The organism is Mucilaginibacter sp. P4_E8, from assembly GCF_056401495.1.
Window position 1 is genome coordinate 251,566 of sequence record NZ_JBFUJG010000001.1, and the last position, 22,415, is coordinate 273,980.

At 43.9% G+C, this 22,415-nt stretch carries 21 protein-coding genes and 1 tRNA gene; 11 read left to right on the forward strand and 11 right to left on the reverse strand.

Features of this window, described 5'->3' with window-relative positions; translation table 11 throughout:
• Positions 1 to 150: 150 nt before the first annotated feature.
• The 6 genes from AC1DRQ_RS01260 to AC1DRQ_RS01285 all read right to left on the reverse strand — a co-directional run bounded on the left by AC1DRQ_RS01260 (position 151) and on the right by AC1DRQ_RS01285 (position 7,619).
• A complete protein-coding gene (locus tag AC1DRQ_RS01260) occupies positions 151 to 2,124 on the reverse strand; it encodes a sigma 54-interacting transcriptional regulator (protein WP_477421836.1) in 1,974 nt (657 codons plus the stop codon).
• A gap of 22 nt (positions 2,125 to 2,146) precedes the next feature.
• Positions 2,147 to 4,042 (reverse strand): tetratricopeptide repeat-containing sensor histidine kinase, encoded by a 1,896-nt coding sequence (locus AC1DRQ_RS01265; protein ID WP_477421837.1) that lies wholly within the window; start codon positions 4,040 to 4,042, stop codon positions 2,147 to 2,149.
• Positions 4,043 to 4,271: 229 nt separating this feature from the next.
• The gene (locus AC1DRQ_RS01270; RefSeq protein WP_477421838.1) at positions 4,272 to 5,081 is read right to left on the reverse strand and encodes a DJ-1/PfpI/YhbO family deglycase/protease; all 810 of its coding nucleotides are present in this window, start codon (positions 5,079 to 5,081) and stop codon (positions 4,272 to 4,274) included.
• Positions 5,082 to 5,137: 56 nt separating this feature from the next.
• A complete protein-coding gene (locus AC1DRQ_RS01275) occupies positions 5,138 to 5,821 on the reverse strand; it encodes a putative quinol monooxygenase (protein ID WP_477421839.1) in 684 nt (227 codons plus the stop codon).
• A gap of 227 nt (positions 5,822 to 6,048) precedes the next feature.
• On the reverse strand, positions 6,049 to 6,843 hold the full coding sequence (locus AC1DRQ_RS01280; protein ID WP_477421840.1) for an SDR family NAD(P)-dependent oxidoreductase: 795 nt from the start codon (positions 6,841 to 6,843) through the stop codon (positions 6,049 to 6,051).
• A 230-nt stretch (positions 6,844 to 7,073) separates the two neighbouring features.
• Complete coding sequence (locus tag AC1DRQ_RS01285; protein WP_477421841.1) at positions 7,074 to 7,619, reverse strand: aldo/keto reductase; 546 nt, start codon at positions 7,617 to 7,619, stop codon at positions 7,074 to 7,076.
• Between the two features lie 649 nt (positions 7,620 to 8,268).
• Between AC1DRQ_RS01285 and AC1DRQ_RS01290 the strand changes: the two genes are divergently transcribed.
• Positions 8,269 to 8,673 (forward strand): GlcG/HbpS family heme-binding protein, encoded by a 405-nt coding sequence (locus AC1DRQ_RS01290; protein ID WP_477421842.1) that lies wholly within the window; start codon positions 8,269 to 8,271, stop codon positions 8,671 to 8,673.
• Between the two features lie 431 nt (positions 8,674 to 9,104).
• On the opposite strand, the gene AC1DRQ_RS01295 is transcribed toward AC1DRQ_RS01290, so the two are convergent.
• A complete protein-coding gene (locus tag AC1DRQ_RS01295) occupies positions 9,105 to 9,392 on the reverse strand; it encodes a hypothetical protein (protein ID WP_477421843.1) in 288 nt (95 codons plus the stop codon).
• A 140-nt stretch (positions 9,393 to 9,532) separates the two neighbouring features.
• Between AC1DRQ_RS01295 and AC1DRQ_RS01300 the strand changes: the two genes are divergently transcribed.
• From AC1DRQ_RS01300 to AC1DRQ_RS01320, 5 genes are all read left to right on the forward strand, one after another.
• Positions 9,533 to 10,465, forward strand: a complete 933-nt coding sequence (locus AC1DRQ_RS01300; RefSeq protein WP_477421844.1) for a toprim domain-containing protein — start codon at positions 9,533 to 9,535, stop codon at positions 10,463 to 10,465.
• A 197-nt stretch (positions 10,466 to 10,662) separates the two neighbouring features.
• Positions 10,663 to 11,070, forward strand: coding sequence for a plasmid mobilization protein (locus AC1DRQ_RS01305; protein WP_477421845.1), 408 nt, complete (start codon positions 10,663 to 10,665; stop codon positions 11,068 to 11,070).
• Positions 11,058 to 12,356, forward strand: a complete 1,299-nt coding sequence (locus AC1DRQ_RS01310; RefSeq protein ID WP_477421846.1) for a relaxase/mobilization nuclease domain-containing protein — start codon at positions 11,058 to 11,060, stop codon at positions 12,354 to 12,356. The genes AC1DRQ_RS01305 and AC1DRQ_RS01310 overlap by 13 nt, the downstream gene beginning before the upstream one ends.
• A gap of 188 nt (positions 12,357 to 12,544) precedes the next feature.
• Positions 12,545 to 14,527, forward strand: coding sequence for a conjugal transfer protein MobC (mobC, locus tag AC1DRQ_RS01315; protein ID WP_477421847.1), 1,983 nt, complete (start codon positions 12,545 to 12,547; stop codon positions 14,525 to 14,527).
• Between the two features lie 348 nt (positions 14,528 to 14,875).
• On the forward strand, positions 14,876 to 15,598 hold the full coding sequence (locus tag AC1DRQ_RS01320) for a helix-turn-helix domain-containing protein (protein ID WP_429401495.1): 723 nt from the start codon (positions 14,876 to 14,878) through the stop codon (positions 15,596 to 15,598).
• Between the two features lie 33 nt (positions 15,599 to 15,631).
• On the opposite strand, the gene AC1DRQ_RS01325 is transcribed toward AC1DRQ_RS01320, so the two are convergent.
• Positions 15,632 to 15,991: a hypothetical protein gene (locus AC1DRQ_RS01325; RefSeq protein ID WP_429401493.1), complete on the reverse strand. Its 360-nt coding sequence runs from the start codon at positions 15,989 to 15,991 to the stop codon at positions 15,632 to 15,634.
• A 146-nt stretch (positions 15,992 to 16,137) separates the two neighbouring features.
• On the opposite strand from AC1DRQ_RS01325, the gene AC1DRQ_RS01330 reads away from it, so the two are divergent.
• The 5 genes from AC1DRQ_RS01330 (at position 16,138) to AC1DRQ_RS01350 (ending at position 19,834) form a co-directional block, all read left to right on the forward strand.
• Positions 16,138 to 17,082, forward strand: a complete 945-nt coding sequence (locus AC1DRQ_RS01330) for an NADP-dependent oxidoreductase (RefSeq protein ID WP_477421848.1) — start codon at positions 16,138 to 16,140, stop codon at positions 17,080 to 17,082.
• A gap of 1 nt (position 17,083) precedes the next feature.
• Complete coding sequence (locus AC1DRQ_RS01335) at positions 17,084 to 17,833, forward strand: pirin family protein (RefSeq protein WP_477421849.1); 750 nt, start codon at positions 17,084 to 17,086, stop codon at positions 17,831 to 17,833.
• A gap of 81 nt (positions 17,834 to 17,914) precedes the next feature.
• On the forward strand, positions 17,915 to 18,232 hold the full coding sequence (locus AC1DRQ_RS01340; RefSeq protein WP_477421850.1) for an SRPBCC family protein: 318 nt from the start codon (positions 17,915 to 17,917) through the stop codon (positions 18,230 to 18,232).
• A gap of 285 nt (positions 18,233 to 18,517) precedes the next feature.
• The gene (locus AC1DRQ_RS01345; protein WP_477421851.1) at positions 18,518 to 19,411 is read left to right on the forward strand and encodes an NmrA family NAD(P)-binding protein; all 894 of its coding nucleotides are present in this window, start codon (positions 18,518 to 18,520) and stop codon (positions 19,409 to 19,411) included.
• 36 nt (positions 19,412 to 19,447) lie between these two features.
• Positions 19,448 to 19,834, forward strand: coding sequence for an oxidoreductase (locus tag AC1DRQ_RS01350; RefSeq protein WP_429401483.1), 387 nt, complete (start codon positions 19,448 to 19,450; stop codon positions 19,832 to 19,834).
• A 173-nt stretch (positions 19,835 to 20,007) separates the two neighbouring features.
• On the opposite strand, the gene AC1DRQ_RS01355 is transcribed toward AC1DRQ_RS01350, so the two are convergent.
• The 3 genes from AC1DRQ_RS01355 to AC1DRQ_RS01365 all read right to left on the reverse strand — a co-directional run bounded on the left by AC1DRQ_RS01355 (position 20,008) and on the right by AC1DRQ_RS01365 (position 22,334).
• On the reverse strand, positions 20,008 to 20,553 hold the full coding sequence (locus AC1DRQ_RS01355) for an ORF6N domain-containing protein (protein ID WP_477421852.1): 546 nt from the start codon (positions 20,551 to 20,553) through the stop codon (positions 20,008 to 20,010).
• A 139-nt stretch (positions 20,554 to 20,692) separates the two neighbouring features.
• The gene (locus AC1DRQ_RS01360) at positions 20,693 to 21,997 is read right to left on the reverse strand and encodes a site-specific integrase (protein ID WP_477421853.1); all 1,305 of its coding nucleotides are present in this window, start codon (positions 21,995 to 21,997) and stop codon (positions 20,693 to 20,695) included.
• A 250-nt stretch (positions 21,998 to 22,247) separates the two neighbouring features.
• Positions 22,248 to 22,334: transfer RNA gene (locus AC1DRQ_RS01365), tRNA-Ser, on the reverse strand.
• Between the last annotated feature and the right edge of the window lie 81 nt (positions 22,335 to 22,415).

Here is a 22,415-nt window from a genome sequence, read left to right on the forward strand (position 1 = left end):
TTGAGCTCCATAAATACTGGAGCAGGTTGTTGTTTTATCAAAAACGCATCATGGCCGCTAAGCAGCCGAAAAACTGGTTTTTAAAGCCGATGCTGCCGTTGGCTAACACTTGGCTTCCTCATGATATCACGTAATAGCGATCATGAAGAATTATTGATTTCCCGCAGCATCCATAAAGTCTTGTCTTTTAATCCCGAGCTTAGCCATTTTTGCTTCCAATGTCGTTGGTTTTATATTTAATAATTCCGCAGCGCCACCGGTACCACGAATGCGGCCTTCCGCTTTTTTGAGCACTGAAATAATACACTCCCGTTCTGTTTCCCTTTGAATATGCTTCACGTCCTCGAGTGTACTGAGGTTTAGCTTGCCGGATAATTCATCCGCTATAGCGGTTAGGCTTCCCTTTAATTCAAGTTTAGATTTTCCATCGTTAAGAATAACAGACCGTTCCAAAACATTTTCGAGTTCGCGAATATTTCCAGGCCAGTTATAGGCATTCATTTCTGCTATCATCGGAGCGGCGATCCCACTAAATTCCCTGTTAAATTCTTCGCAAAACTTACTCGCAAAATATAATGACAATGCTGCGATATCGCTTTTTCGGTCCCGTAAAGGTGGCAAGGTAATGGGGAAAACACTAAGACGATAATACAGATCAAGCCTGAAATTTCCTTCGGCTACTTCCTTTTCCAGGTTCCGGTTGGTGGCAGCTATAATCCGGACGTCTACTTTCCTGGGTGAACTGCCACCCACACATTCAAATTCCTTTTCCTGTAAAACCCGCAATAGTTTAACTTGTATTTCCAGCGGTAATTCTCCAATCTCATCTAAGAAAATTGATCCGCCATCAGCCTGTTCAAATCTTCCTATTCTTTTTTCGACGGCGCCAGTATATGCGCCTTTCTCATGGCCAAATAACTCAGATTCTATTAAAGTAGTTGGGATAGCGCCACAATTTACTTTAATAAACGGCGCGTTTCGCCTCGGGGACAGTGCGTGAATGGCCTTTGCCACATTCCCCTTTCCGGTTCCGCTTTCACCCAGAATTAAAACTGAAGTTGTATAAGGCGCTACCTGGGCCGCCAGATCCAATGCTGCCAGTAAAAGATGATGGCTTCCAATAGTGCCAAGAAACCCTGGACAACTCCATTCCTCCAAACTTTTCTTATCGACTGTATGGAACGGGCTTATTGAAGTTGATGTCTGATAATAAATCATCTTTTCTGCTAAGTTTGTCAGACATGATGTCAGCCGGTTCAGTAAGTTAATATGATCCATGCTGTAAACATCAGACTGGCGGCTGTAAAAGAGATAATGAACCATTTGTCCGTTACCCAGTGATACAGAAAATGCTAAATGAGACTCTAAGTTAAAACATTTAAATAAGATCTCCTGCGGAGCTGTAAGGCCCTCTTTTTTAACTATTATTCTGCCATTATCTGTGACCTCGCCTGCATTTGTATGACTGTACGCATTTAACTGGGAAAGCGAAGAACCTTTTAGACCTGTGATTGTCACGAATTCTTTTACCCCGATAAATTGGTATTCATCAAATCCGATCCTTAGATAGGATACATCGTTGAACTGTGCAACAAAAAGAGGTCCCGATCCCATTGCAATAAGATCAAAAGGAATATGATATTGTATTATCCTGGCTAACTTCAGCAATTTACTTTGTGAATCTATAACTTCGTTACTGATGTCTGCTATTTGCTTCTTCAGCAGGTCTTCCTGATGCAATCGCGATTCAAGGCTATATTGGTGACGATACCATGCAATATCCAGCGTAACCAGCAGATCCCTTTTCCTGAATGGCTTGACAAGAAACCCATAAGGTACAGTTGTCTTTGCTTCTTCCAATATTTTCTGGCTGGAATTAGCGGATAAATAAATAAAAGGAATATTTTGAGCTTTTAATTTCCTTGCAAGGTCGATGCCTGATAGCTCGCCTTTCAAGCGGATATCCAGAAGTACAAGGTCCGGTTTAGTTTGCTGAAGCAGCTCTTCGGCTTCCTCAAATGAAGCAGCGATACCAGTAACCTTATATCCGGCACGTTCCAATATCAGCCGAAGATCATTGGCTACAATAAGTTCATCTTCTACAATAAGCACTTTGTTACTCATACAAATTAAGCTTAATAACTTTTTACAATACTTTGTCCGAAAATTGTTTGTTAAATATGACAAACCTGATCAAGATATGCAGGCCTTTATTGCTTTCAATATTAAAACTGCCATTTAATTGTTTGGTGAGCCACTGCATCAGATCAATTCCCAGCGAGGTATGCGCCATTATATCATGACCGGCAAGTAGGCCAATACCATTATCCGATATTTTTAGCAATAGATGATCAGCTCCGTCATGTTGTAAAGTAATGCTCACAAGTCCTTTCTGCCCATTGGGAAATGCGTGCTTAATCGCATTGACAATGCTTTCATTAATAATTAATCCCAGCGGAATTACCTGCGATACATCAAGATTCAAGGGCTCTATATTTTGATCAAAAATTATCTGTGTGCCGGTATCAAAACCCTCATGTAAGTGACTGATCAAATCATTGATATATTCAGCCATTGCGATTGTGGTAGTATTTTCATCCTGATAGAGTTTTTGATGGATCAGGGATATTGCCTCCATTCGCCGCAAGCTGTCATTAACAGCCAAAACGGCGGCGTTATCTTCAAGGTATGCGGACTGTGTACTGAGTAGACTGGTCACCATTTGAAGATTGTTTTTGACCCGATGATGCACTTCCCTGATCAGCCACTCTTTTTCTCTGAGCAGTTTATCCTGTTCTGAATTCAGGGTTTCCAGAAAAAGATTCTTTTGATCCAGTTCCTTTTGATGAGCCTCAAGCTTACGGTTGCTTTTTTGTTTTATGAGATATCGGTTAAATATTAACGCCGCGATAATTAGCAGCAGACCTGCGCCTGCCAATGATATATTTTTTGTTCTGTTGGCCTCCTTCGACCGAATACGCTCCAATTGATTCTGGTTGTTAAGCAATTCAATGTCCTTTACTTTTTTGGCGGTTTCGTACTTAACCTGTAATTCTTCAATTTGCCTGCTTTTGGTTTCATTGAATATCGAATCGCTTAATATCTTATTTTTCATTAAATTTTGTGAAGCAGAAAGATAATCTCCCTTTGCTGAATCTGCCTTGTAGAGCATCAGGTATATATCCTTATCTACAGACGTCGAATTAGTGCCTTGAGGAGCATTTAGTGCTTTCTGCAAAAACACTGCCGCCCTTTTATATTGCCGCTTATCCATGAGATACTGCCCGATCTCGTAATGAACATCGGTAGTCACTTCATTATCTTTTTGTAGCCGCCCGGCTAACTTTATGAGTTCAAGATAATATCTCTCAGCTTGCCGGTCTTTCTTCATGGCATGATAGCAATAGGCCACCGAAGCAAGTAAACTCGCTTCGGCGTGCACGCCGATCGGTTTGTTTTTAGCTTTGATATCAAGAATATAGATAAGCGCCTCGTTTTGTTTTTTTAGGTTTATAAGTTCTCTTGCCAAAAAACCTGCGTCCCTGAATATATATATGTTTCTACAATCCGTAAATTTCCTTATTCGTAGCATTTTCCAATACCATTCCACGCTTTTCTCATGCTGCCCCAATTCCCGGTACATATTAGCAAGCCGGCTGTAAAAGGTAATGGCGGCGACGGAATCATGCGTGGCTTCCATGCTTTCAATTGTCTTTAAACCATAATAAATGGCTTTACTGAAATCTCCTTTATTGCGGTAGGTAACCCCAAGCAGATCATAGGTATAATGAAGATTGGGATAGCCGATCGCTTTGTATCGCCGAAGTACATCCAATAGCTCGGTTTCTGCAAGATCAAGCTTGCCTTGCACCAAATGTTTGTCAGCAGTGTTCTTTAAAGCATCTATCTCTTTTTCCTCATTACTGGTTCCGCTTAAATTGGTCTGTCCATTCGCACCCGCCATACCTATCAGGAACAGGACGATGATCCCCGATCCTGATGCCAATTGCTTTGAAAGGCGATAGATGAATTTAAAATTCATAATGATAATCCTTATTTCAAAAGTATCATAGCTGAAGGTCCGTCAGCTACTTGCTCCATGATCAGCAAAATTACGTTGATAGATAACTAATTTAATGAATATCAGCCAAATAATGAACACAAGGGTGATAAATGGTTTGATGCTGTATCCTTTACAATAATAGCGAGCGGCAAATCTTAGTGCCCCTCGCTAATCAATCTGTTTAGTCGTACCGTGTAAATTAACCTGACTATTTTTTGGTCAGCCAGCTTTCTACTGCTCTTGAAAAATCAGCCACGTCGATCGGATGCCTGCTGGTGATCAGGTTCCCGTCTGCTACTACCGGTTCATCGACAACGTTACCTCCGGCATTTTTAAGATCGGTTTGAATGTTCCAGTAACCGGTGAGCTTTTTCCCTTTCAGGATGTCTGCTGATGCCAGCACCACCGGCGCATGACAAATGGCCGCGATCAGCTTTCCCGATTTGTTGAAATCCTGAATAAAGCGGATCACATCCTTATCATAGCGGAGGTTGTCCGGATTCCAGGCACCACCCGGAATGAATACGGCATCATAATCGCTTGTTTTGATCTGGTCTGCGGTGCGGTCCACCTTTATCCATCCTACAGGTTGCAGGTATTGTATCGCCATGATATGTGTTTTGGCCATTTCAGGTGCGCTAAGGCCATATCTTGCCGGGGCAGGGTTGTATTTTGGGGAAACGATGTCGACCTGAGCACCCAGTTGCCTGAAGTACCATACTGGCCCCAACAATTCTATTTCCTCAAAACCATCTGCCGCAATTACCGCTATCTTTTTACCTTTCAATAGGGTTTTGTCTTTTACCGGGGTAAAGAAGAACGCCTTTAACGCTTCGTTCCCGGGAGCATTGAGGAGTTGCGATACAGGCATATTAACGACCGCGGGTGTTGAGGTTAATCGGTTTACAATTTCCAGCTCATTGGGTTTGGACTGGTTTGCGCTCACCTGCGCATTTGCATCAAATATTGCAAGTACACTTACGATACCAGCTAATACCATTCGATTAATTGTTTTCATTTTTACTAATTTTTATTGTTATGATGATGTAGATGATTTTAATGATGGATATGTCGTTATTTTTGGTCCAGGGGCACAAAAGCTTTCAGCCTATGAAGGCCGCTTTGAAAAGGCTGCTTTTTGATACTGGTTTGCAGATAGTCAATCACCGGTTGAATAGGTGGAAATTTCAGATGGTACTGAAAAGCATCCTCGTCCCTGAATTTTTCATAAGTAACAAACTGGGTGTTATCCGCTTCAAGCTGTGAAAGCTGATAGGTAATAACACCGGGCTCACTTCGGAACTGCGGCATGGCCGTGTGGTAGACGTCCTTGAAGGTTCCATCCGTTCCCGGTTTTGTATCGACGAACAGCATAATAGTAAGCGGATCGTCATTCTCCTTTGCCTTGTTGCGCCATTGCTGTTTGGAAAGCGGTTCCAGGTCCTTCACCTCGATAATTTTTTCTGGTTGTGCCAGCGCGGTTTTCGCTGATGACGCCAAGGTGCCGAAGGGTAAACTCCTGCTGTTCTTTTCCAACTCATCTCTGCTGCTCCATCTTTCGATTAGCCACCATACTGACGTATTATCCGTTTCATAATATGCTTCGGATAAAATATTGCCCCGCTGCTCCAGCGAGAACAGGACGTAGTCACTTACCGCTTTGCGAAACGCCGTCTGGTATTCGGGTTTAACTTCATAACGGGCTAACCGGGCAACCGGGGCCTTTCCCTTCAGTTGATCCGGAATGGTTCCTTCCATAATCGTACGGTAGGAGTGACGTGCTTTCACGTCAGCGTGTATCAGTAAGAACAGCATAGCGATAGCTATGTATGTTTTCAACGGGGGGATTTTTATTTTTGATTTCATCTTTCCTTAAAAATTCTAATTTTATTTAATGTTGTCGTAAGGCTTTTTATTTACCGCATTCTCCTTTACCGGACAAATGACGTAGCCGTAAGAAGGGGTTTCACCGGGCTTATCACGCCTTAATGTAAGCCTTTAAGAATCCCGCCATCCACCTTGATCGCGCCGCCATTGGTGGCTACAGCCAGTTCGCTGGATATATACAATACGGCGGATGCCACTTCATCCGGCGAAATGAATCGCTGTAAAAGGCTGAGCGGCCGTGTTTCCGTAAAGAACTGATGTTCGACTTCTTTGGTTGTTAGGTTCCGCTGCTTCGCAAGATCGCCGACAAATTTTTCCACCCCTTCCGAATAGGTAGGCCCGGGTAATATGGAGTTAACCGTAACGCCTGTGCCTTTGGTCAATTGAGCAAGGCCATTGGTGAGTGAAAGCTGTGCAGTCTTGGACAAACCGTAGTGGATCATTTCGGTTGGAACTTGCAAGGCAGATTCACTGGAAATGAAAACAACGCGTCCCCAATTCTTTTCAAGCATTTTCGGCATGTAAAAGCGGCTCAGCCGGATTCCGCTCATGACGTTGACGTCGAACATTTTTATCCAATCTTCGTCTTTGATATCGAAAAATGGTACGGGTTCAAAGATGCCGAGGTTATTGACCAGGATGTCGGTATCCGGCAATTCCCCGATCAGCTTTTCATAACCTTCCGCGGTGGCCAGATCGGCCACGATGCCATAAACTTGTGCGTCCTGCAATTCCTGTCGTATTGCCGACATTGTTTTTTCGACCTTAATTGCGTCCCTGCCGTTTAAATAAACAATAGCCCCCTCCTGTGCGAAGCCCTTAGCAATAGCGAACCCAATACCGGCGGTAGATCCGGATATGAAGACCTTTTTGTTTTTAAGTTGTAAGTTCATATATGTTCTAATGTCTGTTCAAAATTGCCATTTCAGCGGTCCATACGTGAGGACACAGATCACTAAAATGCTGTGATCCAGATCACAGCTCCGGACTCTTGGTGTCATCGCGCTGAAATTGTTGTTTGCTATCGTATTCCGGAGAAAGTCGCCAACACTGCGTTAGGCCGATAGTCTTTATCTTTGGGTTGATATGGTAATAATCTTTACGTGAGATGCCCGGTTCTACGTCAAATCGGCACGGTTGTGTCCCCGTGCGGCGTTTGTATCCTAAGAAGTTGGATATTCCGCGGTTTGCTGTCGATAGCCGATTCAGCGCGTGGTCTGTTGGTCAGGAATAAACTCATGCGATGTTCACTGATCCCCATACCGTAAAGTGGGGAGGTATCGTAATAGCGTATTCCCGAGTCCCATGCCGCCTCCATCGTTTGGTAACATTGAACGTCCGGGTTCACATTAAAGCCATTTCCTATAGCTACCCCGGCTAAACCCAACCTGGTCATTGGGCGAAATCGTCTGGCTTTTTTTTGATCTTTTGCGTCCATACCCATCCTTTCATTTTTTTCGAAACTTTGCCCAGGCACGGAACACCACCTGTTCACCACCGATGGTGTTGCTTTTGGTAGCTTCGGATCTATATCTGTTAATTCAGTAACTAACTGAATCTTTTGCTCTCTTTTAATTTTATGCCGATACAAATAATTCCAATCAAACGGTTTTAGAAACGGAATGCCCCTTTTGTAAGACACCAATGGTATGCAAACTTTGTCGGACAAATTTTAATAATTCGTTTGAATCAAATAATTGTATTGCAAGTTTCGACCTAGTTGGCCGCAAACGGAAATTATTTAACTGATACCAGCTATTACTTATCTTATAGTTCTTCAATCTTAATGAGTTATGCGTTTCCTGCCGCATTATTTTTGTCGTTACCGGTTAAATGGAAAGGAGAGAGAACAGGATCGCTTGCGGTTGGGAAAGTTCGATTGGACTGCAAAACGCTAGCAATAATTTAATGTCCGACCTTATAACTGCTATGAAAACCAGGCGTTGTTTAACAAAGTTCCCTTCAATTGTAGCATGGTTTAAACAATAAAATAACAATCGATTAGGCTGTGAAATGGGACCGAAAGACCGAAAGAAAGAAAGAAAGAAAGAAAGAAAGAAAGAAAGAAAGAAACGCATATTCTTTTTTCCGCCTGATTTGGATGAACCCAGGTTAGTTAAAACAGGATAATATGGCGCGAAACGGGATGTAGCATATGTTTACGGGACGCATCTCTGCTGGTCAATATATTATCATCAAAATGATAATGCCTATTACTTGCCTGATATGAAAGTTCTTTTTCGGGCATTTATCTTTGATATAGATCAACATGAAATTAAGAATCGTTCAGAGGTTACACTTACTTTAATCATTTCGATATGAGCATTACCTTAATCCAGGCACAACAAATTGCTGATGCCGCAAAACGCAAAGCAGACGAAATCGGTGTTCCTATGAACATTGCCGTCATTGATGATGGCGCCAATACGAAATTGTTCGTCAGAATGGACAACGCAATATTAGCTTCCATTGATATTTCGATAAAGAAAGCCAGGACCGCATCTCTGTGTGGTATGGATTCAGGAGAGGTAGGCAAATTATCGCAGCCAGGGGGGCCGCTTTATAATATCGAACTGACTAACGGGGGGTTGGTTACCTTTCCCGGTGGACTACTTTTAAGGGACGGGGAAGGTAACATAACTGGGGCGATTGGCGTATCCGGCGGCGAAGTACATGAGGACAATGCCGTGGCTACTGCCGGAGCAGCAGCCTTCAAAGCCTGAAAAGATAGCCAACAACAATTGCATTACAAGGGAGTTTTGAATGCTGCGGTTTAAGGAAGATTTGGGTATAGCGTATCTGATTGCAGGGGGGCAGTGATATAGCACTGAATTTACAGCTACTCCGGTGAAAATAAATTCAAACTAATTGGTTTATTCTCGGAAGGGCAAGCAGCAGTAAATAACTACAAGTAAATAAATAGCATTTCCGGAAGAATCTTTAACAGCGCATTTAGCATGTTGGGGATATTCCAGAATGAATGGTTAATAAAGCAATGCTCATGTCGTTTATCCGCTTTCCAGATAGGCTGGTGCAATTGAGTCTTTTCTAAAACATTACTTCGTTTTTTCCATCATAAAATACCAAAATTAATTAGGTCAAATTAATTATGCGGTGGGTTGATAATCGGCCCGCAACTTTGCGGGCCGATTAGTTACTGTTTTTGGTATAAGCTGCTCATTTTTTCGCTGAGTTCTTTTAGGCCTGCTTTTTTCAGGCTTTCTTCCGCGAATGTTTTTAATTCATCGATATCCTCTTTAGGAACAAGCTTAACCAATTCGAGAAAAGCCTCATTACCCTTATCCAATCCAGCCTCAATTACACTGTTTAAAAGCAGTACAGCTTTGCGGGAAATTTTCACATCGATCTTTACCACCTCACTCATCCCCGGACTGCATAGTAAAGTTTCATAAACAGTCCCTAACACGTTTGTCGTTGCCATTTGCAAAATATTTAGAAGTTAATTAATGCTTCAAAGGTCGGTTGTTAACCAGAAACGATCCTCATCAAAATATGGGGAGGATAGGTGAATGTGAAACGGGCACTTTACTTTTGCTCTGATTAGCGAAAGGGATATGTGTTATGGATTTTACAAATGAAGTGTTTTCGCTTTCCCGGCTACGGGAATTAGATATCGTTTACTTGCTGGATATGCTGGGTCATGAACCCACAGCGCGGAAGAAAAATGATACCGATTACTGGTATGTGTCGCCCTTGAGAAATGAGCGTACGGCGAGTTTTCATGTTAACCGGATAACCAATGAATGGTACGATTTCGGGTTGATGGCCGGCGGTAACCCGCTCGACTTTTTACTCCGTTATCATGGCTGTTCAATACCGGAACTGCTGGACAGGATGAACGTTTCTTTTTCCCCTCACGAGCTCAACCGGCATGAGCCGGAATTACATGAGGGACGTGCCGGTAATGATAGCAAACTGGTGGTTAAAGATGTACGTCCCCTGTATGCCTATCCGCTCAAAAATTACCTACATGAGCGTTCGGTACCTCTTGCTGTTGCGGATCGATATTGTAAGGAAGTTTCCTATGAAATCAATGGCCGAGGTTTCTATGGGATCGGTTTTCAGAATGATGCTGGTGGCTGGGAGATCCGCGACAAAAATTTCAAGCAAAGCAGTGCGCCGAAAGATATTACCTGCCTGGGTTCGGGATCTGGTGCGGTACATGTTTTCGAGGGCTTTATGGACTTCCTTTCCTATGTGACTTTGCATCCTTATGAAGACCCGCGTTCGGTGGATTTCGTGGTGCTGAACGGCGCGGGTTTGTTCGACCGGGCGCTGCCTTTTTTGGAGCGGCATGATAGGGTCCATCTTTGGCTGGACCGGGATGTAACGGGCTTGGCCTATACCAAATATGCCTTGTCTTTAGGCAGCCGGTTTGTGGATGAAAGCGGGTTTTATCAAAAGTTTAAGGATCTGAACGACTGGCTGCGGCATAAGGGCGAGGTTAAAAAGCCGGTTCTGCGCTTAGATGGTGGCTTGCGGAGCGCGGTTTAAGGTTGAGGCTGTTTTGGTGTTTTTGGGCTTTCGGCAGAAAGCCGGGAGATTGCCCGTTTTGCAATCGGCAAGATGTACAATTGTTTAACAACAATTGAAATCTTGCCGCCCCCCTCCGAAGTCGGGGGCGGTTAGGAACCTGGTTTTGGATGTATTCGGTTTGGTGTGAGCTATTGATTTGGGAGTGAGTTTGGATTTTGTGCGGAGGATTGGTGATGGAGGAAAAAGATACAGGCAGGAAACGGATCATCGGGTTGCGCCTGACAGCGGATGAATATAGCGAGCTGGAAAAAAACTGGAAGCGGTCGACAGTGCGTAAACTGAGCGAGTATGTGCGGCGGTTAATATTCGGTAAGTCGTTTACGGTGTTTACGCGTGATCAGTCGAAAGATGAGCTGCTGGCGGAAATGGCTTTATTGCGGCGGGAGCTGAATGCTATCGGGGTGAATTTTAACCAGGCGGTGCACAGACTGAATATGCTCGATCATTCACCGCAGATGCAGGTTTGGGTAGATCGTTTTGAACGGGATAAGGAACGCTTTTTTGCGGCGGTGGAAAGTATCCAAAGCCGGTTAAAATTATTGTCTTCTGCATGGTTGCGGTGATCCATCAATCGACGAGCCTGCGCAATATATTGAACTATAATGAGCAGAAGGTAAAGGCGGGTTTGGCGGTCTGCCTGGAGGCAGGTTATTACCCGGTGGATGCGGCTGATCTGAGCTTTCACCAGAAGCTGCGGCGGCTGGAAATGCTGACGGAATTGAACCAGCGGACGAAGTATAACAGCGTGCATATTTCGCTGAACTTTGACCCGTCTGAAAAGCTGCCGGACGAATTGTTAAAAGAGATTGCAGAGGTGTATTTAGACAAGCTTGGCTTTACCGGGCAGCCTTATTTAGTATACCGGCACGAAGATGCGGGGCACCCGCACGTGCACATTGTAACGACGAATATTCAGCCGGACGGCAAGGCGATACATCTGCACAATTTGGGTAAGCAAAAATCTGAACCGGCGCGTAAGGAAATTGAAATTAAATATGGTTTGATTAAGGCTGAAGAAAGCAAATTACAACGGGCTTATAAACTAAACCCGGTCAATGCGGCGCGGGTGCTTTATGGTAAATCAGAAACGAAACGCGCCATTGGCAATGTATTGCAAACGGTATTGCCTTTATACAAATATGCTTCCCTTGCGGAACTGAACGCAGTATTGCGGCTGTATAATATTGTTGCCGACCGGGGTGAAGAAAACTCGCGGATCTTCTGGCACAGCGGTTTGGTTTACCGGGTGCTGGATGAAAAGGGTGATAAGGTGGGCGTACCCATCAAAGCCAGTTTATTTTTTAAAGATACGACGCTGAAATTTTTAGAGGGAAAGTTTGAGGCCAATAAGCTGGCAAAGGATGACCCGAAGGCAAAGCTGCGGTTGAAGAATGCGATAGGCCTGTATTTCCTGGGGCGTGATAAAAGCGTTGAGGGTTTGGTAGCGGCTTTGAAAAAGCAGGGTGTGGATACGGTGGTACGACGAAATGAACAGGGTTTAATTTACGGGATTACCTATGTTGACCATCAGAGCAAATGCGTATTTAACGGCAGTAATTTAGGTAAAGCTTATAGTGCCAACGCCATTAAGGAACGTTGTCTGGAAACGGGGGCAGGTGAGGGGAAAAAACAAAACGGCGAAGCGAAAAAAATGGCTCAGGGCGGCTATGCAAACGGGGTTAAAGGGCCTGATGTTTTACCGGACTTTGTGGGGACTGAAAGCGGGCATATCGGTGGTGCCGGAATGGCAGAGGTGCTGCTGGATACGGATGGCGTCCAGCAAGCGATGGATTGGGAGCTGAAGCGGAAAAGGAAGAAGAAAAAACGGCTGCGGCTGTCGCCGGGCTGAGTTTCCTGTTGATTTTTTGAGGGTTTTTTTGCCCGTTGTCTCTGCGTAAAGAGAGGATGGTTAGCCATCGCTATGCCCGGATTTTGGGTTTGAGCTGGCTTAATAGTGTGTGAGTTAGGGTGTGATGAATCGGGTGAGGATGATTAAAAAAGTCTCCCCTTCAGGGGAGATTTAGAGGGGCTGGATTTATGCAAACGGGAGAAAACGATCAGGCGATGCGCAAGATCCTGGATATGACCAGGCTGATCAGCATAGCAGTATTGCTGCTGCATTTTTATGAAACATGTTACGGGGCGTTCGTTCATTGGCATTGGATATCGGCGCTGACCGACCGCCTGCTCGCCAATATTGTCCGCACGGGCTTGTTCAGCAACTTTTTAAAACCGAAGCTGATCGCGCTGGCTTTCCTGGCCATTGCGCTCATCGGGGTGCCTGGTAAAAAGGATGAAAAGCAGACATCCAAATCGGCGCTGCTGTATCTTATTACCGGTCTCTTTTTTTTCCTCGTCAGCTACTTTTTTCTGTTGCTGCCAATAAAAATGGAATGGGTAGCGCTCCTGTATATGAGTGTGACCGCATTAGGCTACCTGCTGATGATGAGCGGCGGCACTATGCTCTCCCGGATAATAAGGGATAAGCTGGCCGGGGATATTTTCAACCGTGACCAGGAGACTTTTCCGCAGGAGGAACGGTTATTGGAAAACGAGTTCTCCGTGAACCTGCCGGTGAAGTATATACTGAAGGGCAAGGAACGCAATGGCTGGATCAATTTCATCAATTTATTTAGAGCGCTTTTAGTGCTGGGCAGTCCGGGTTCTGGGAAGAGCTACTTCATTATCCGGCATGTGATCACGCAGCATATCCGCAAGGGCTTTGCGATGTTCGTTTACGATTTCAAAATGCCTGACCTGGCGGTGATCGCGTATAACACCTGGCTGAAATATAAAGCTGGATATAAAGTCGGGCCTAAGTTCTTTTCGATCAATTTTGATGACCTGTCCCGGAGCAGCCGCTGTAATCCCTTAGATCCTTCTGCTTTGCTGGACCTGACAGATGCGGTGGAATCGGCGCGGACGATCCTGCTGGGTTTGAACCGGGAATGGATCAAAAAACAGGGGGATTTTTTCGTGGAGTCCCCGATCAACTTCCTGACGGCGATCATCTGGTATTTGCGTAAATATAATGGCGGTGAGTTCTGTACGCTGCCACATGTTATCGAGCTGATGCAGGCGGACTATGACAGCCTGTTTACGCTGCTGAGTACGCAGAAGGAGATCGATGTGCTCATCAACCCGTTCATCAGCGCTTATAAACGGGATGCGGTGGAGCAGCTGGAAGGGCAGATCGCCTCGGCCAAGATCACTATGGCGCGGATTGCTTCACCGCAATTGTATTATGTCTTGTCGGGTAACGAGTTTACGCTGGACATCAATAACCCCAAGGAACCCAAGATCGTTTGCATGGGTAATAACCCGCAGAAGATCCAGATCTATGGTGCAGTATTGTCTTTGTTTACTAATCGTTTGCTGAAGATCATTAATCAAAAAGATAAGCTGAAATGCAGCCTGGTCTTTGACGAATTTCCCACCTTGACAACGGACATCATACCCACAATTTCCACTGGCAGATCCAATTTAATTTCGACTTGTTTGGGCATCCAGGATGCCAGCCAGCTGCGCAAGGATTACGGGCGTGAGCAGGCGGACGTCATCATGAATATCACCGGTAACATGGCGGTGGGCCAGGTATCAGGCGATACGGCCAAATCTGTTTCCGAAAAGATCGGCCGGATCATGCAGGACAGGGAAAGTTTGTCTATTAACCGCAGCGATACTTCAATCAGCCGGTCAAAACAACTGGAGGCGGCGGTGCCGCCATCGCGGATCTCGGCATTAAGTTCCGGTGAGTTTGTGGGCATGGTGGCCGATAATCCGAACTGTAAGATTGAGTTAAAAGCTTTTCATTGCGAAATTGTCAATGACCATGCGGCGCTTAAAAAAGAGATTGATGGTTATGTGCAATTACCGGAAGTAAGGAAGATCAATGGCGCTATTGTAGAGCGGAATTACCTGCAGGTCAAACAGGACGTCCGGGATATTATCGAGCTGGAAATGGAGCGATTGTTGAGTGATCCGGCACTTGCTCATTTGATTATAAAAAAAGCAGGTTAATTTAATTAAATATAGGTATGATTCAAATATTATAAAGTTCGTTTAAAAAGTTATTAATGTCGGCAGTGTTAAGCAATTGTTGCTTGTCGGAACTGACGCAAATTCCAAATATGCATCTCTGGAATTTGGTGTGCCAAAAGTCCTTTGGTTACAATAGAGCTAAGGCGCTTATCCGGCCGCATTACACTTAATACCACTCCATTATCCCGAACGGCATATCTATCGCCTTTGTATAAGCAAACTAATTCTCGATTAAAATCATGTTTCTGTGGGATTATTCATTTAGGCGATAGTGCTTGACCTGGTTTCCTATTTTGATATTTTTACAGTGAAACGTTAACTGTAACTATGAATCCTTTCTTCCTTGCCCTAAAAGCAAAAAACCTAACCGTAGAGATCCACCATCATTCGGCCTATCAGATCGTCTTATCGAACGACACACCCTTTAATTCGACCATCAGCGGAACGCTGTACGAACGGATCCACGGTTTCTTAATAAAACCGCATGTGCCGCATTTTTGCGCGGCCGAAAAAGGAACGCTGAATGTTTTAAATATAGAGCCTTATTCGAATATCGGTTTAGAGCTGGCCTCCAGATTTGCAGCAAATGAGGAATATGTTGTCTTTGATTCACCATCTGAAACCAATGCTTTTTTTCAGACGCCCAAAGACAGTTTAGCTATCAGCCAAATAGTTGATGCTTTGCTCGCTAAATTACCGGCTACAGCCTATGATGAAAGAGTTGCCAAAATAGCAGACTATATCAAATCCAACTATTGCAAACAAAACATCACACCGCAAACATTTGCCGATATCGTTTTTCTTTCGCCCTCGCGTTTAGCTTCACTCTTTAAACAACAAACCGGCAGTAGCCTATCCAAGTATTTATTATGGACCAGGTTGCGCCAGGCAATCTATCTTACGCTTTCTGACAAAGACAGAAGCCTTACCGAGATCGCCTACGACACAGGCTTTTATGACTTGCCCCAATTTAATAAGTACATGTATGAGATGTTCGGCATGCCTCCTAAAGCCTTAAAATTCAACAGTGACCTGATCGAGATCTATTAGGCTATGAACCAGCCTTGCAGCTTTTAACGGCTGTTAATCAAGATATAAATGAAGCGCTTTAATTTTTCCATTTTCTACGATGGCCACGTCCATTCCACTCGCAACAGGTTGCTCACCTGAAATGCCAAGTGTCCAGGAAGCTATTTGAACATCATGGTTGGTCTGACTTGGTTTGCTCAACTGAAAAGAAAATTCCGTTGCCCATTCAGATTGCAAACCCGTTATGAGGTTATTGATTGCTTCATAGCCAATAATTGCATTGCCTGAATCACTTTCAAAAAATTGGATGTCCTGGTGGTAAATCTGCTGCATTGCCTGAAGTCTTTCCACTGAATTTCGATTATTCCAGATAATTAGTAAACTATCTTCTAATAGTTGGGCCGGGTTTTTCATATGCTGATTTTTTCAGCTAAAGATAATTCTATAATCGAATACCGCAAATTTCATAAGGGGGTATTATAACAGTGATTTGATACAAGTTTACTGATCAGCCTGTCCGCACCTTTGTGATATCATTTTAATCAATTAAAAATAATATCATGAAAGCAATAGTATATCAAAAGTTTGGACCCGCGGATGTGTTGCAAACTGTAGAACAAGAAAAACCTGCTATCAAAGCAGATCAGGTACTGGTCAAAGTAAAAGCATTTTTTATCAATCCAATGGATTGGAAAATTCGGAAAGGCGAAATGACCCTGATGTCCGGTTCAAAATTCCCAAAGCAGACCGGTACTGATTTCGCCGGTATAGTTGAAGAAACCGGATCTGCCGTCATTGGCATAAAAAAAGGCGATGAAGTTTTTGGGGTGGTAAAAAACATGATGAAAGAAGGCGTATCAGCAGAGTACGTTGCTGTAACAGCTTCACTTGTCTGGAAAAAGCCCGCTAACATCAGCTTCACCCAGGCTGCCGCTATACCTGTAGTCGGAACTGCTGCTGTTACCGCATTAGAAAAAATGGGCAACATCCGTTCGCAAACGAGCATTTTGGTAAACGGGGCTACCGGAGGCTTTGGTATGTTTTTACTGCAATTATTAAAACAACGCGGCGCTAACATAACCGCGGTGACCAGCAGCCAGGGAGCAGCCTATGCAAAAAAATGGGGCGCAAACTCCGTGAAAGATTACAAGAAGGAAAATGTGCTTACTCAGAAAAACACTTATGACTTTGTTGTCGACCTATCCGGCAAAATGGGTTACAAAAGTGCTAAACAGATCATGAAGTCTAAAGCCCTATTTTTAAATCCTACGCCAAAGCCAATTGACATTCCGCTATCGCTGTTAGGTAACTTATTTAGAAGTAAAAAGCATGTGGTCATCCTTTCCAACCCATCTGCCAAAAATACCGATGTTCTGCTAAGAGCCTTGAATAACGGGCTGGAGATCGAAGTCAACAAAGTATTTCCATTCGCGCAATACAAAGAAGCTTATGAATATGCGGAGCGTGGCGGTTATATGGGTAAAGTAGTTATAGCGATTGACTAAGATGCTGACCAAGATCGATCATACCATCAAGTATGGTAAGCAGCATGACGGCTTTGGCATCCAGATTTTGTATCCAGGGCTTATCCAGCCAGAATTACACGATATAGGCTTTTCCACCATAGGTAGAATAGACCATGCCCGGATAACACCAGGCACACTAATCCCCATGCACCCTCACGGGGATGACGAGATCCTTACCTATTTGAGAAGCGGCCAGGTTAGCCATTTGGACTCGGAAGGCCATACCTGTATCATCTCCAATCAAAATTTGATGTTGATGAATGCGGGTGCCAGCTTTTCTCACGAAGAGCGGGTGCTGGAGGAAGGCGGTGTTTTAACCGGGCTGCAAATATTCATCCGGCCGGAGACTGCAGGTCTACCACCCCAGGTTCAATTTTACGATTTGCCGGAAATTTACAGCGATAATAACTGGCGCAAAATAGCGGGCAAAGGCGACGATTACCCGTGGCAGATCAGAAGCAATACCTGGCTCATGGACTTGCGATTGGAAAAGGGTGCAGCAATCATTTTGCCTGAAGCGCCAGCTGAAAATTGCACCTTCCTGTTTTATGTTTTTGACGGGGAAATAACCGCCAACGAAACGACGGTGCTTACTACCGGGGAAAGTGTTTTGATCGAAATCGAAAGTCCAAAAATCCGTGCAGCGGAAACCAGTGACATCATCTTATTCATTACTCAAACCGATGCGGTTCGTTTTGACGGCGGCATGTACAGCGGCAATCTGCACTGACGATCAGAATAGTGATTTGATACAGGTGTGCCGCAGATGATCAGCGCATCTTTGTATCGTAATCAAATAAAACAACATCAAATGACAACTCCTGAAAATCCAGAAATAACGGTGGTTGTGACCATCGATTCTCCCATTGATCAAGCTTTTAATTATATCGCCCCGATCAACCTAATGCACATCTTTCGCGGGAATGCGATGATTCCGGCGATCGTTGATACCAGTGTCAAAGAAGGCTGGAATAAAGCCGGGCTGCAGAGAACCGTTTATTTTGCAGATGGCTCAACCTCGCAGGAAAGCCTGCTCACTGTAAACGCCCCAACATCATTTTCTTACAAGAACGAGCATTTCACTTCGAAGGTTCTTTCGGCTCTCCTGAAACGACTGGAAGGCGAATAGCTGTTCACCGATCTGGGCAGCAACCAAACCAGGATCGAGTGGACTTACCGGGCGGTCCCTGCCAACTTTTTAGCCAGACTGATGGTGGAATTAGTGCTGATGAAAACGGTTCGAACTATGCTGACGGATGCCCTGGCAATCATTAAAAATGATCTGGAGAGCGGCCAACTGGAAAACGGAACCACCTGGAAGTAAAATAAGAACAGTGATTTGATACAAGTTTAAGGCTGTCAAACACAACATCTTTGCATAGTAATTAAACAACAACAATTAAATAATTCTACCATGAAAAAGAACATAGTCATACTCGGAGCTACCGGAACAGTAGGTAGTAAAATATCCGGGATCCTTTTAAACGAAGGGTATCGGGTAACCCTGATCGCCAGGCACATCGAGAAATTAGAAAAGCATCGCGCTTTGGGTGCTGAAATTATTGCAGGTGATATTACTGATATAGAAACGCTTACCAACGCCTTTAAAAACGCAGATAGCGCATTCATTCTGTTACCTGACAATGTGAAGGCAGAGAAAACCAGAGCCTACCAGCGAATGGTTACCGGCACGCTGATTAAAGCCATCGAGGACTCCGGCATCAAACACATTGTCAACATGAGCAGTCTTGGTTCTCATATGCACGAAGGCAACGGCATCATGGCGGGTACCGGCGAACAGGAAGTCAGGTTAAATCAGTTGAACGATGTAAATGTATTACATATCCGTTCTGCTTATTTTATGGAGAACTTCTTAAGGACAATAGCTTTAGTGAAGAACAAAGGCATCAATGGTACCGCGGCAGTTGGTGATCATGCCATACCAATGGTGGCTACTCAGGACGTGGCAAAGATAGCAGCCGGACATTTAGCCAGCCTCGACTTTAGTGGTAAAAGTGTTCACGCGGTGATGGGGCCAAGAGAGTATACCTACAGGGAGTTTACGACCTTGATAGGCAAAGCTATTGGCCAGCCTGAACTGCCTTATGTGCAGGTACCTGTCGGGCAGATCAAGCAAACATTTTTAAGCAACGGCTTTGCAGAAGACTTTGTAGATAACCTGCTTGAAATGGGAACGGCGATCAAAACCGGCTTTATGAATTATCAAAAAAGAGATGATTCGACAACCACTTCTACAACAGCCGAGGATTTTATCAACCAGGTTTATCTGCCTGCCTACAATTTATAAAACAATACATAATCAGTAACATAAAAAATTAAGATCATGAAATTATTGGGAAAAGCAACTTTAGGAAAACTAACCTTAAAGAACAGCATGGTGATGTCGGCTATGACCAGGAGCCGGGCTGACTTAAACGGTGTGGTAGGCGATATGACCGTTCAATACTATACCCAAAGAGCCGGTGCCGGGCTGATGTTTACCGAGGCTATCCGGATCAGTGAAGAAGCGACCGGCAGTCCGCTGACTCCGGGGATCTATACCCCCGAACAGATCGCTGCCTGGAAGAAAGTTACCCAAGCCGTTCATGCCCATGGTGGCCTGATCGTTGCCCAGCTTTGGCATACCGGTCGTGCAGGTCATTCTATTGACCGGAATGGCAAATTGCCTGCAAAATACCTTGATCATAAATGGCATATAGGGATGGATTAACTGGTACAAGTTATAAAACATCGCCCTTAACAATTGTAACAATATGATTATACCAGGTGGAGAAACGAACAGTAAAAGATTTAACGAAAAGCCTGAGTGACGACATTCAGATACATGTTCTGATTTGTTAGGACAATGTAAATTGGAGGTCGCCATTTGTGACCTCCAATTTATCAATCCGCTCCTGGTTTATAACCTATTCTTTTTCTTTGCCCATGTTCAGGTATCTGTGGTATCCGATCAGATATTTCATCGAGATACCTAAAGATGATGTCCATGCTTTTATCCTGACTATCCAGTTTTCCTTTGATTTTTTCGATAGCTAACCATATTTCAGTTTGGTCAGACAGCGTTTTCCTTAGTTTGACAAATACATCAATGATTAAAAAGCTTACAGCAATAGCTCTTTGACTTTTAAGCACATTTGAAAGTTGAAGTATGCCGTGCTCAGTAAATGCCATAGGTAAATACCGGGAGCCACCGCGACCATCGTTTGAGGTCGCAAAATGCGACCTCAAAAACTGAAACTCGTCTTGTGTTAACTCAAACATATAAGTTTCGGCAGGAAACCGCTCAATATTCCGTTTTACCTGTTCTTTCAGACGTTTAGTTTCAACGTTATAGAGTTCGGCTAAATCACTGTCCAGCATAACCTTTTGTCCTCGTATTAAGTAAATTTTAGTAGTGATAGCCTCATCAGGCAAAATTTGATCTTTCATCGTTATATTCATTTAACTGGTTAATAGTTATCAGCTGCAATCTTAAGGTCGCAAAATGCGACCTTAAGACCTATTCGCATGAAAGCTTTAAGTTTCGTCTATAAGGTCACAAAATGTGACCTTATAGATTTATCGCCTATTACGCGACCAACACATAATTGTATTTTAGCAACGTTTTAAGCTGTTTAACCGGTTCCAATATCACTGTCACACCTTCCAATTCTGCATCAGGTGCGGTCACCGCATATTTTTCGCGCAATGCTGCCATATCCATGGCGATCTTAGCATGCATGACTTTGGCATAGTGTTGAGTCTGCGCCAGTGTGGTATGTCCAAGCATTTTGGCTACGGTTTCTATCGGCACACCATTGCTTAAGGTGATGGTCGTTGCAAAGGTGTGGCGTGCCCGGTGAAAAGTAAGCGCCATCCGGATACCGCAGATATCACCGATCTCCTTCAGGTAGGCGTTCATTTTTTGATTAGAAAGTGTTGGTAAGGCCCGGTCCTGATTAACGCATTTTGGATGACTGGCATATTTATCCAGTATTTGCAATGCTACGGGTAATAATGGAATGGGACAGGGTGTTTCGGTTTTCTGACGTGGAGTGAATATCCACTGTTCGCCGTCAACGCCTTTCATAATCTCCGACCGCTTCAGTTTTTTCACATCTGCGTAGGCTAATCCGGTGTAACAAGCGAATAAAAAAATGTCCTTAACATTATTCAGTCGTTCATTTTCAAAGTCGTTTCTAATAATTGTTTCTAGTTCCCATTCGGTAAGCGGGTCACGGAAGACTGGTTTTTTTGTCAGTTTAAAATTCGCAAATGGATCCCCGGGCAACCATTTATTCTTCACACAGATCAGTACGATTTTTTTGAAGTTAGCCAGGTATTTAACCGTAGTGTTGTGATTGCATTTACGAACGGTTTTCAGCCAGAATGCATATTGTTCGATAAAGAAATAATCGAGTTTGCGAATACTTAGGTCTTCCAACTGGTACTGCCATTGCATAAAGGCCCTGGTATGATCAAAAGAGGTTTCATAGCGTTCTAAAGTACCTTTAGCGAAGTCCTTACCAATAAGCGCCTCCATTTGCTTGTTATGTTCTGCAAACACCTCCATGATCTTTTTTCGCTGATACTTACCGATCAGCATGTCGCGAAGCAACTCTGCGGTGATGATTTCCTCATCCTCTATAAGTTGTTTCCGTGCCTGAAATACTTTGTTTGCCAGGGTATCTAGGTAGAAATTTAAGTCCTGGGCATCCTGCTTGACGCCGGTGGCCCGGCCTTTTTCCTGATCCCAGCGGTTTTCCCACCACTGCATTTTGGTGGATCGTTCCACCGGGTGTCCATCTACGGTAATGCGTAAATAAATGTACTTTTTAGGCTCGTTTCCTGACTGTTTCAGGAAGAACAGTAAGCCAAAGCTTTTTTCCAACATAATTGCTACAATTAAGAGTGAATAAATGTCGAAATACAGCGGTTGGGAATCAAGATGTTCACCTTGTGAACAACTTGATAGTCAATAAGTTAAGTGACTATTCGTGGCAATTTTTCTCAAAATATAAATTGCCACGATTTTGCCACGAACTTTTGAGCATTTTTGGTGTTTTTTGGGCAGTTGATTCGAATAAAAAACCCTGTAAACTATTGGTTTACAGGGTTTTGTTCATTTTTGATGATGTAAGGAGCGGAGAGCTAGGGATTCGAACCCCAGGAACCTTTCACAGTTCAACAGTTTTCAAGACTGCCGCAATCGACCACTCTGCCAGCTCTCCGGCGACAAAAGTACAAATCTGAACCGAATTGACAAATCTGTTTACCGTTTTTTTTCATTTAATTAATATTAGCTAATAACC